The 9428-nt window shown below is 70.7% G+C and carries 8 protein-coding genes; 3 read left to right on the plus strand and 5 right to left on the minus strand.

The genetic code is table 11. The features are described from left to right. Nucleotides 1-29: 29 nt before the first annotated feature. Together D7V97_RS34540 and D7V97_RS34545 are read left to right on the plus strand one after the other, a co-directional pair. Nucleotides 30-989: a TIGR01777 family oxidoreductase gene (locus D7V97_RS34540; RefSeq protein WP_120614881.1), complete on the plus strand. Its 960-nt coding sequence runs from the start codon at nt 30-32 to the stop codon at nt 987-989. Between the two features lie 3 nt (nt 990-992). Next, a complete protein-coding gene (locus tag D7V97_RS34545; RefSeq protein WP_120614882.1) occupies nt 993-1874 on the plus strand; it encodes an alpha/beta hydrolase in 882 nt (293 codons plus the stop codon). On the opposite strand, the gene D7V97_RS34550 is transcribed toward D7V97_RS34545, so the two are convergent. Beyond that, nucleotides 1869-2927, minus strand: a complete 1059-nt coding sequence (locus D7V97_RS34550) for a LuxR C-terminal-related transcriptional regulator (protein ID WP_158623518.1) — start codon at nt 2925-2927, stop codon at nt 1869-1871. The two genes, D7V97_RS34545 and D7V97_RS34550, sit on opposite strands and share 6 nt — an antisense overlap. 203 nt (nt 2928-3130) lie before the next feature. Between D7V97_RS34550 and D7V97_RS34555 the strand changes: the two genes are divergently transcribed. Further along, entirely contained in the window at nt 3131-3469 is a 339-nt protein-coding gene (locus D7V97_RS34555) for a TerB family tellurite resistance protein (RefSeq protein WP_120614884.1), read from the plus strand. Here the strand turns inward: D7V97_RS34555 and D7V97_RS34560 are convergent. Genes D7V97_RS34560 through D7V97_RS34575 form a run of 4 tightly spaced genes read right to left on the minus strand, consistent with a single transcriptional unit; the run spans nt 3466 to nt 9230 of the window. Next, nucleotides 3466-5223 (minus strand): ABC transporter ATP-binding protein, encoded by a 1758-nt coding sequence (locus D7V97_RS34560; protein WP_120614885.1) that lies wholly within the window; start codon nt 5221-5223, stop codon nt 3466-3468. The genes D7V97_RS34555 and D7V97_RS34560 overlap by 4 nt on opposite strands. Then, complete coding sequence (locus D7V97_RS34565; protein ID WP_120614886.1) at nt 5220-6815, minus strand: MBL fold metallo-hydrolase; 1596 nt, start codon at nt 6813-6815, stop codon at nt 5220-5222. The genes D7V97_RS34560 and D7V97_RS34565 overlap by 4 nt, the downstream gene beginning before the upstream one ends. A gap of 10 nt (nt 6816-6825) precedes the next feature. Then, nucleotides 6826-7863, minus strand: a complete 1038-nt coding sequence (locus D7V97_RS34570; protein WP_120614887.1) for a nucleotidyltransferase domain-containing protein — start codon at nt 7861-7863, stop codon at nt 6826-6828. Further along, a complete protein-coding gene (locus tag D7V97_RS34575) occupies nt 7863-9230 on the minus strand; it encodes a TAXI family TRAP transporter solute-binding subunit (protein ID WP_120614888.1) in 1368 nt (455 codons plus the stop codon). The genes D7V97_RS34570 and D7V97_RS34575 overlap by 1 nt, the downstream gene beginning before the upstream one ends. Nucleotides 9231-9428: the final 198 nt, after the last annotated feature.

Below are 9428 nucleotides of genomic sequence, written 5' to 3' on the forward strand. Positions count from 1 at the left end.
TATAAGAGACAGATGCGAGGGGGTCGGCCGTGAAGATCGTGATTCCGGGTGGCACGGGGCAGGTGGGCGCACTGCTGGCGCGGGCGTTTCTCGCGCGGGGTGACGACGTGGTGCTCGTCAGCCGGGGGGGCCAGGGCGTGGCGCGCACGGTGACCTGGGACGGCCGCACCGTGGGGGACTGGGCGCGGGAGGTGGACGGCGCCGACGCGGTCATCAACCTGGCGGGCCGCAGCGTGAACTGCCGCTACACGGAGGAGAACCTGCGCCAGATGATGGACTCGCGGGTGGACTCCACGCGGGCGGTGGGACAGGCCATCGAGCAGGCCGCGCGGCCGCCGCGCGTGTGGCTGCAGATGAGCACCGCGACGGTGTACGCGCACCGGCTGGACGCGCCCAACGACGAGGCCACGGGGCTCATCGGAGGGAACGAGCCCGGGGTGCCCGCGTACTGGAAGCGCAGCATCGACATCGCCCAGGCGTGGGAGCGCACGCTGGCGGAGGCGAACACGCCGCGCACGCGCAAGGTGGCGCTGCGCGCCGCGATGGTGATGAGCCCGGACCGCGAGGGCATCTTCGACGTGCTCCTGGGCCTGACGCGCCGGGGGCTGGGCGGCAACGCGGGCAGCGGGAAGCAGTTCGTGTCGTGGATCCACGACCAGGACTTCGTGCGCGCGGTGCTGCTGCTGCTGGAGCGCGAGGACCTGGACGGGCCGGTGAACCTCGCGGCCCCGCACCCCCTGCCCTATCGGGAGTTCATGTCGAAGCTGCGCGAGGCGGCGAACGTGCGGGTGGGGCTGCCCGCGACGAAGTGGATGCTGGAGGTCGGCGCGTTCTTCATGCGGACGGACACGGAGTTGCTGCTCAAGAGCCGCCGCGTGGTGCCCGGGCGCCTGTTGGACGCGGGCTTCACCTTCGAGTACCCCGAATGGGGAGCCGCCGTGCGAAACCTCGTCGAGCGCTGGCGCAACACCCGTCCCGTCAGGAGCTGATCCGTGTCCTCGAAGACGCTTCGCGTGCGGTGGTTCCGGGTCCTGACCGTGGTGCTGGCCGTGGGCGCGGCGGGCTTCGGGGCGTTCACGGCGGTGCGGGGCCTGCGCACGGCGAGCGCCCTGGTGCATCCGGCGCGCATTCCGGTGGCGCGTCCCTCCGGACCGGACGCGCTGACGGGACTGGAGGACGTGTCCTTCCAGGCGGCGGGACGGGTGCTGCGCGGCTGGTACGTGCCTTCGCGCGACGGCACGGCGGTGGTGCTGGTGCACGGCTTCGCGGCCAACCGCACGCAGCTCCTCTTCGAGGCGGGCGTGCTGACGCGCTCGGGCCACGGGGTGCTGCTGTTCGACCTGCACGGCCAGGGCGAGAGCGACGGCGACGCGGTGGGCTGGGGTGACAGCGAGCGCGAGGACGTGCGCGCGGCCCTGTCCTTCGTCCGGGCCCGGCCCGACGTGACGCCGGGACGGGTGGGGCTGTTCGGCTTCAGCATGGGCGGGACGACGGCCCTGCTGGTGGCGCAGGACGACCCGCGCGTGAAGGCGGTGGCGGTGGCGGGAGCGTTCCCGGACCTCGCGCGGGACATGGGCTCGCACTACGGCGCGAGCACCTGGGCCGTGCTGTGGGGACTGCGCCGCGCCGGCATCGACGTGGAGGCCGTGCGGCCGCTGGAGGGGATGTGCCGGCTGGAGGGACGGCCGCTGCTGCTCATCAACGGAGGCAGCGACCCGGACGGGCCCCAGAAGCTGGGGGCCAGTCTCTACCGCGCGGCGTGCGAACCCAGACAGCTGTGGGAGGTGCCGGAGGCGGCCCACGGGGAGTACGCCCAGAAGGACCCCGAGGGCTACGCGCGCCACCTGCGTGAGTTCTTCGACCGCTCGCTATGAGCGGCGGCCCTGAGCGACGAACTCTCCGCGGGAGTTGACGCCGGTCTTCTCGAAGATCGACTTCAAGTGCACCTTCACCGTCTCCACGGAGCACTTGAACGCATGGGCGATCTCCTTGTTCGCCGCGCCCTTGTACAACCAACCCGCCACTTCGAGCTCCCGGGGGGTGAGCAGCTTGACCCAATCCGCCCGCAACCAGTGGGGGCGCTCGTGCATGCGCACCTGCCACAACATGCGGCCAGCCCACAGGAGCGTGGACGGCGTGAACGTCACCTCCAGCTTCTCCTCGCCCCGCTCCATCACGAGCGTCTGCAGCGAGGAATCCGTCGCGGGGTCGAAGCGCGACAACTCCAGCACCCGCCGCGTCCAGTCCAGGGGGACGCCATCGTGGAGTTCCTGGCGCGTGAACCACTTCTGCAGCAGGGGAACGGCGCTGCCCGTCTCCACGACCCGTCGCCCCAGGACGTTCAGCACCAGCGACGGATTCGACTCCATGGAGATCACCTTGAGGAGGTCCCGCTCGAAGCGGACGGCATAGAGCTCACGAACCGTGGCCATCGCCCGGGCGATGTACGGGACGATTTGTTGAAGGACCCATTGGGCCCGGAGCGAAAAGGGACGCGAGCCTTCGCCATACATCGCGATGCTCCCCGTCAATCCCTGCTCCGCGAAGAGGAGGGACGCCAGCACCCGCCGCAGGTTCAGTCCCGCGCTCCGGCTGCGCTGGAAGGTCTCCGTGCCTTCCAGCGGCCGGCCCTGAAGCATCTGGGTATCACTGAGCACGATGTTGGGCTGAACCACGGTGGCGTGGAACACGAAGTCGTCCTGCGCCCACTCGCTGTAATCCTTCAGGAGGGGGTGGACGGTATCGGTCTTCCACTGCAAACCCGCCGAGCCATCCGGGTTGACGCAGCCGATCGCGATGTGGTCCGCACCGCAGAGCTGGGCCAGGGTGCTGGCGATGGCCTCATAGATGGCATCGAGGGTCCGGGCGCCGAGGAGCCGCTCCTTCAACTCGTGGATCAATGCCTGCTCACGCGCCAGGAACTTCATGGGTCTGCTCATGCTGTGTGCGCCCCCGGTTTGCAATACCTCGCAAGAATGACAGGACCGGGACGCGTGCATATCCCCCCAACAAGGTATGTCCGCCATGACACCCTCGCCCGCCCGCTGGCCTCTCACCGCCGGAGTCCCCGCTGGACGCCTCCCCCTCGGGCAGGTCAGCCTGGACCACCCCCCTGGAGAACCCACCGCGCATGGCCACACCGCCGAACCCTGACGCCCGCTTCCACATCGAGGTCATCAAGCTGCTGCTCCAGGTGGCCACCAGCGATGACCGCGTCACCCGCGAGGAGATCGATCAAATCATCGACACCGCACGCGGGTTCAGCGTCTCCCTGACGGAGCTCAGCGCCCTCACCCGCTGCCTCCAGGAGGGAAAGCCGCTGCCTCCCCCGAACCTGGGCCTGCTGCGCGACAACCCGAAGGCCGTCATCGACGCCGTCCACAGCCTCGTCGCCGGGGACGGCCAGGTGGACGAAGCCGAGATCGAGATGATGCGGCAGATCCGCGAGCTGCTCGGCATCACCCCTTAAGCCGCCACGAACTGCCGCTCCACCAGCCTCCGGTAGAGCCCGTCCTGGGTCATCAGCACCGCGTGGCTGCCGCTCTGCACCACGCGGCCGGACTCCAGCACCAGCACGCGGTGGGCGTTGGCCACGGTGGACAGCCGGTGCGCGATGATGAGCGTGGTGCGGCCCTGCATCAGCCGCTCCAGCGCGTCCTTCACCAGGTGCTCGCTCTCCGCGTCCAGCGCGGACGTCGCCTCGTCCAGCACGAGGATGCGCGGATCCTTCAGCACCGCCCGCGCGATGGCGACGCGCTGCTTCTGGCCGCCGGACAACTGCACGCCGCGCTCACCCACTTCCGTGCGGTAGCCCTCCGGAAAACGGGTGATGAAGTCATGCGCGTTCGCGGCCTTCGCGGCGTCCTCCACCTCCGCGTCGGTGGCGTCCGGGCGGCCGTAGCGGATGTTGTCCGCGATGGAGCAGGAGAACAGCAGCGGCTCCTGCGCCACCGCGCCCAGGTGACGGCGCAGCCAGCCCGGATCCAGCGTGCGCAGGTCGTGGCCATCCACCCAGACGCCTCCCGCCAGCGGGTCGTACATGCGCGCGAGCAGCGCGGCGATGGTGGACTTGCCTCCCCCCGAAGGCCCCACCAGCGCCACCACCTCGCCCGGCGCCAGTTCCAGGTCCAGCCCCTGGAGCACCGGCACGTCCAGCCGCGAGGGATACGCGAAGTGCACGTCCCGGAACTCCACACGCCCCTCCAGGACGGGCAGCCGCACGCCACCCTCCAGCGGGATGGCGGGCACGCGGTCGATCATCTCGAACACGCGCTCCGCGGAGCCCGACGCGCGCATGAAGTCCCCCCACAGGTCCGTGAGCCCGCTCAGCGCCGTGGACACCAGCAACGTGTACGCGAGGAACGACGTCAGGTTGCCCATGGACAGCTCGCCCCGAAGCATCAGCCGGCTGCCGTACCAGAGCACCAGCGCCGCGGCGAAGAGGCCGCCAAAGCCGCTGCCCGCCATGAAGGCCGCCGACAGGCGCGAGCGCTGGTGCATCAACGACAGCACCTGCGACAGGCGCCCCCGGTAGCGCCCCACCTCGTGCTTCTCCGCGGCGAAGGCACGCACGGTGCGGATGCCGGTGAAGACCTCATCCGCCACGCCCGTGGCATCCGCCAGCGCGGCCTGCACCTGGCGCGACGCCTGGCGGATCCGCCGCCCCACCACGACGCCCGCGATGGCCACCGGCGGCACCACCCCCAGCATCAGGAGCGCGAGCGACGGCGACGTGTAGAACAGCATCGTCAGGCCGCCCACCGCCTGCGCCCCGCTGCGCAGCGCGGTGGCGATGTTGTTGCTGACCGCGTGCTGCAACACCGTGGTGTCCGCCGTCAGCCGGCTCGTCAGCTCACCCGTGCGGCGCGTGTCGAAGAACGCCACCTCCTGGTCCACCAGCCTCGCGAACAGGTCCTCGCGCAGGCGCGCCACGGTGCGCTCGCCCGCGGTGTTGAAGAAGTAGAAGCGCAGCGCGTCCGCCACCGCGCGCACCGCGAAGACGACGGTGAGCCCCACCGCCGTGCGGTCGATGAGCCCCTGGTCCTTCGCGCCCAGCGCCTCGTCGACGATGACGCGCAGGGCCTGCGGGAACACCAGCGACAGCACCGTGGCCACGACGAGGAAGAACAACCCCACGCCCAGCGCGCGCCGCTCCCTCCAGGCCAGGCCCAGCAGGCGCCGCGCGGAGACGGGGGCGGCGGCCCCGGGCGTCGGCGTCGTCACCGGAGGAAGGACTCCGCCTGGCCATAGGGCATGTCCGCGTCCAGTCCCTGCTCCCGGCAGTACGCGAGCAGCTTGCGCGACTCCACCAGCTGCGGCGACTGCTCGTGGTAGCCCATCACCATCACGTGCCCCAGCCACGGCTCCCGGCCCATGGCGTAGATGCGCACCTGACGCGGCTTCAGCCGCTGCACGATGTCGATGGCGCGCGCCGCGTTGGATCCGTTGAGCCGCCGCGACTGGTCCATCTTCCGGGACAGCGGCGCGGGCAGGAGCGGCCCGTACATCCAGCTCAGCGGCCCGCCCTCCGACTCCATCCCCAGCCACATCATGTCGATGGGGCCCACGTGCCGGCGCACGTGTTCGTACAGCCGGGGCTCCAGCGCGTTGGAGTCCGCCGCCATCAGCAGCGACTTCCCCTCCAGTCGCACCAGGTGCGCGAGCTTGCCCCGGACGTCCAGGTCGCCGTGCTCGCCCAGGAAGGGCAGGCCCAGCAGCTCACCACCGGGCACCGGCAGCGACTCCAGCTCCGACAGCGTCACCACGTTGCGGAAGCCCGCGTGCTGGAGCATCAGCCGCAGCGACGGATCCACCAGCGCGCCGCCACCGCCCGCCGGCACCACCACCGTGCCGATGCGGTGGCGCAGCTGGAGCAGCGGCTCGAACATCAGGTGGTCCGCGTGGCCGTGCGTGAGCACCACGTAGTCGATGCGCTCCGGCAGGTCCGCGAAGCTGTAGCGCGGCAGGTCGCTGGGGAAGTCGTAGCTCACCACCGGGTCGGTGAGCACGCTGACGTGGCGCGACTCGATGAGCACGCACGCGTGGCCGAAGTAGCGCACGCGCACCCCGTCACCGTCGTAGCGGGGGGCGGGCCGGGGCGGCTCGGGCGTGAAGAAGGACGCGAAGGTGTCCCCGTCCTGCGGCGGGATGCCCAGCGCGTCGCGCACCGGCTCCAGCGGTGCCGGGGTGCGCCGCATGGCGAACAGCGTGTCCCAGGCCTCGTGCCGGAAGGGCAGGCGCACCTGGAGGCTGCCATCCCGCGAGTCGTCCAGCCGGGGCGTGCTGAAGACATACGGGCGCGCGTCCTCGTGGATGAGCCGCAATGACAGACTCTGCGAGGACTCACGGTGGAACGGGCTCTTGTAGAGCAGCGACTCGAAGAAGCGCGGCGAGGCGCGGTTCTTCAGGTCATAGGTGAGCTCCACGTAGCCGCGCAGCAGGTCCGGCACGCGCGGGTACAGCTCCTCCAGGGAGAAGCCCTCCGCGGAGGCGAGCAGCGCGTCCAACTCCCGCATCGCCTGCGCATACCCGAGCGCCAGCGCCTCCTCCTTCAGCGTGCGCTCCAAGAGCGCCTTCACCTCCCCCACCCGCTCCACGCCGCAGTTGAGGTAGGGGCCGCCGCGCAGCGCCGGGCTCTTCAGCGCCGCGACGTGGATGGCGGGGTTGGCGACGAAGGACTCCATGATCTTCACATGGAGGTTCGCGACGAAGAGCGGCGCCGTCATGGGCGACGCCAGGAACCACCACGCGTACCACTGGTTGTGGAGCGGTTCCGCGACGACGTTCTGCTTCAGGTACACCGGGGGGCGCGACATCCACACTCCTTCAAGAAGGCTTCACGCCGCGGTAGCGCGCGAGGGACTCACGGGCCGCCTCGCGCAGCGCCGCGTCCACGGGCTCCGGCGATTCCAATAGCTGCTGGAGCGCCTGGGGCACCTCGTCGCCGGGATAGGCGATGTCCCCCAGCCGCCGGGCCGCCAGCACCCGGTCCTCCACCCTCCCCCGCGTCACCTCCGCCAGCAGGAAGTCGCGGTAGCGCGCGAGGAAGGCGTTCTCCGCGTCGAGCATCCGCGCGCACGCCTCGCGCAGCTTCGCCCGCGCCGCCGCGTCCTCCGGCACGCGGTAGCCCCATTGTTGGCGGCTCGCGAAGATGGACTCGAACAGGGGCGTCCAGGTGTCGTGGATGTGCTCGCGGTGCGCCTGGATGGCGTCGCGCTTGGAGAAGGTGTGGCGGCCCGCGTCCAGCGCCACCGCCGCCGTCGCCATCCGGCACGCCAACGTCACGAGCTCCTTGAAGCCCCGGTGCAGCTGGCCCTGCGCGTCCATCACCTCGCGGTAGTCGTAGCCGTACAGCTCGCCCCGCGCGTCCGGGTACTCCAGCGGGTAGCGCAGGGGCGCGTCCTCGGCGCGGGCGCGCGCCCGCTCGATGAACCTGTACGGCTGGTGCATGCAGTGGCGCGTCCACGCCTCCAGCGGCATCAGCGGCACGCGGTCGCGCACGTCCTCGCCCGCGATGAGCAGCGCGTTCTGCTTGAGGTTGACCTCGCCCTCGGCGACGAGCCGCGCCTCCTCCACCGCGTTCAGGTCCAGCGGGTAGCGGGCCAGCGGCCCCACCGCCATGCGGAAGCGCTCGAAGCGGGCCTCCTCGCCCGGCAGGAACGTGTCCTTGAAGACGAGCGTGAGGTCCAGGTCGCTCTCGCCCACCGCCTCGCTCGTGGCGTGGCTGCCCACCAGGTAGCAGGCCCGCACGCGGCCCGGGAACGTGAGCGCGTACAGCCCCACGAAGCCGAACAGCACCGCGTTGACGCCCATGTCCTCCGTCAACCCGACCAGCGACACCTCTTCGTCCACGCCCCCGTCCATCAGGCGCTCACCTGCAGGGGAAGCTCCTTGTGCTCCGGCGCGCCCGCGAGCCTGCGCGTGAGCCGGCGGCGCACGACGTCCACGTGCTCGCGGAAGAAGTAGAGGTTCTCCGCGTACGCGAGCGGCACCGCGATGCGGTTCACCTCACGCTCCGCCTCCTCCAGCCGTTTGAGCATGTCCTGGAGCATCTCCTGGTCCGGGTCCTCCTCCAGCTGGATCTCAATCTCCTTCAGCCGCGCGTACCAGCGGTGGATGCGCGAGCGCACCCGCCACAGGAACGCCGCCGGCACCGCGCGCATCAGCGGCACCACCACCGCGATGATGGGCACCAGCATCACCCACAGCCGGTCCACCAGGTTCGCCGCCCAGAACGGCAGGTAGCGCTGGAGCAGCGGCACGCCGGACGCGTAGAAGCGCTTCGCCTCGCTGCTCAGGGGGAAGCCCGCGGCGAGCGGCGCGGGGAACTCCCCTGTCTTGTCCAGGATGCCCGCGGTGCCCGAAATCTCACTGGCCGCGCGCATCAGCAGATACGCGAGCGCAGGGTGCAGCGTGTCGCGCGCCAGCAGCAGCGCGTTGGGCGCGAGCAACTGCACGTCCTGATCCGGCACGTCCTCCGCGAAGTCGAACACGCCCCGGGGCAACACGTGCTTCGACAGGTACGGATAGCGGCGCGTGTAGGCCTCCGCGCGCGTGAAGCTCATGAGGTGCACGTCCTTCCCGGCGGCCAGCTTCTGGATGCGCTTGGACTCCGCCGGGGAGACCAGGAACACCGCGTCGACGGTGCCCTTCACCAGCGCGTCGATGGCCGCGTCCCGGTCCAGCGGCAACAGCTGCGTGGGCGCCGCGTCCGCGCGGTTGGCCTTCAGCAGCGTCATCGCCAGCGCGCGCGTGCCGCTCTCCTCCGGGCCCACCGCGATGCGCTTGCCTGCCAGGCCGCGCACGTCGTCCACGCGCTCTCCCCGGTAGAAGACCCAGAGCGGCACGTAGGAGAGGCTGCCCAGCGACACCACATGCTCCGGCACCGCCTGGTCCTTGCCGCCCGTCGTGCCGCTCTGCGCGAAGGCGATGTCCACCCCGCTGTCCTCCGCGGCCAGCTGCTCCACGCTGCTGACGGAGCCCTTCGTGAGGCGCAGCTCCAGCGTCACGCCCTGCTCGGCGAGGAACTTCTGGTAGCGCTTCGCCATGTAGTTGAAGCCACCCTCTTCGGGCGCCAGCGCCATCACCAGTGTCTTGGGGGGCGCGGGTTTGACGAAGTAGAACGTCACCGCGAACGCGGCGGCGACGAGGAGCGCCGCGGGGGCGATGGCGAGCCACAGGTCGCGCCGCAACGTGCGTTTGATCTGCGCTTTCAGCGTGTCCGTCTTCATGGGGATGCGCAGTATACCGACCGCGCGGTGCGAGGCCCTGCCGTACACCGCGTGGGTCCAAGCAGGCGAGTTCGGGCCCGACCCGGGGGTACTTGGCGGATCCCCTTGCACGACGCACCCTCCCTCCCAGGCCTGTTTGCAAGGGGTGTGGCATGGGTTGGCGTGGCGGGTGGCTGGTGTCCTTGCTCGTGGTGGGGG

Source organism: Corallococcus sp. CA053C (genome assembly GCF_003611675.1).
In the GTDB taxonomy this organism is placed as follows: domain Bacteria; phylum Myxococcota; class Myxococcia; order Myxococcales; family Myxococcaceae; genus Corallococcus.

Excerpts from the sequence above, each read along its gene's own strand:
- D7V97_RS34550 (WP_158623518.1), bottom strand. The coding sequence starts at position 2,927 with ATGAAGTTCCTGGCGCGTGAGCAGGCATTGATCCACGAGTTGAAGGAG.
- D7V97_RS34555 (WP_120614884.1), top strand. The coding sequence starts at position 3,131 with ATGGCCACACCGCCGAACCCTGACGCCCGCTTCCACATCGAGGTCATC.
- D7V97_RS34565 (WP_120614886.1), bottom strand. The coding sequence starts at position 6,815 with ATGTCGCGCCCCCCGGTGTACCTGAAGCAGAACGTCGTCGCGGAACCG.
- D7V97_RS34570 (WP_120614887.1), bottom strand. The coding sequence starts at position 7,863 with ATGGACGGGGGCGTGGACGAAGAGGTGTCGCTGGTCGGGTTGACGGAG.
- D7V97_RS34575 (WP_120614888.1), bottom strand. The coding sequence starts at position 9,230 with ATGAAGACGGACACGCTGAAAGCGCAGATCAAACGCACGTTGCGGCGC.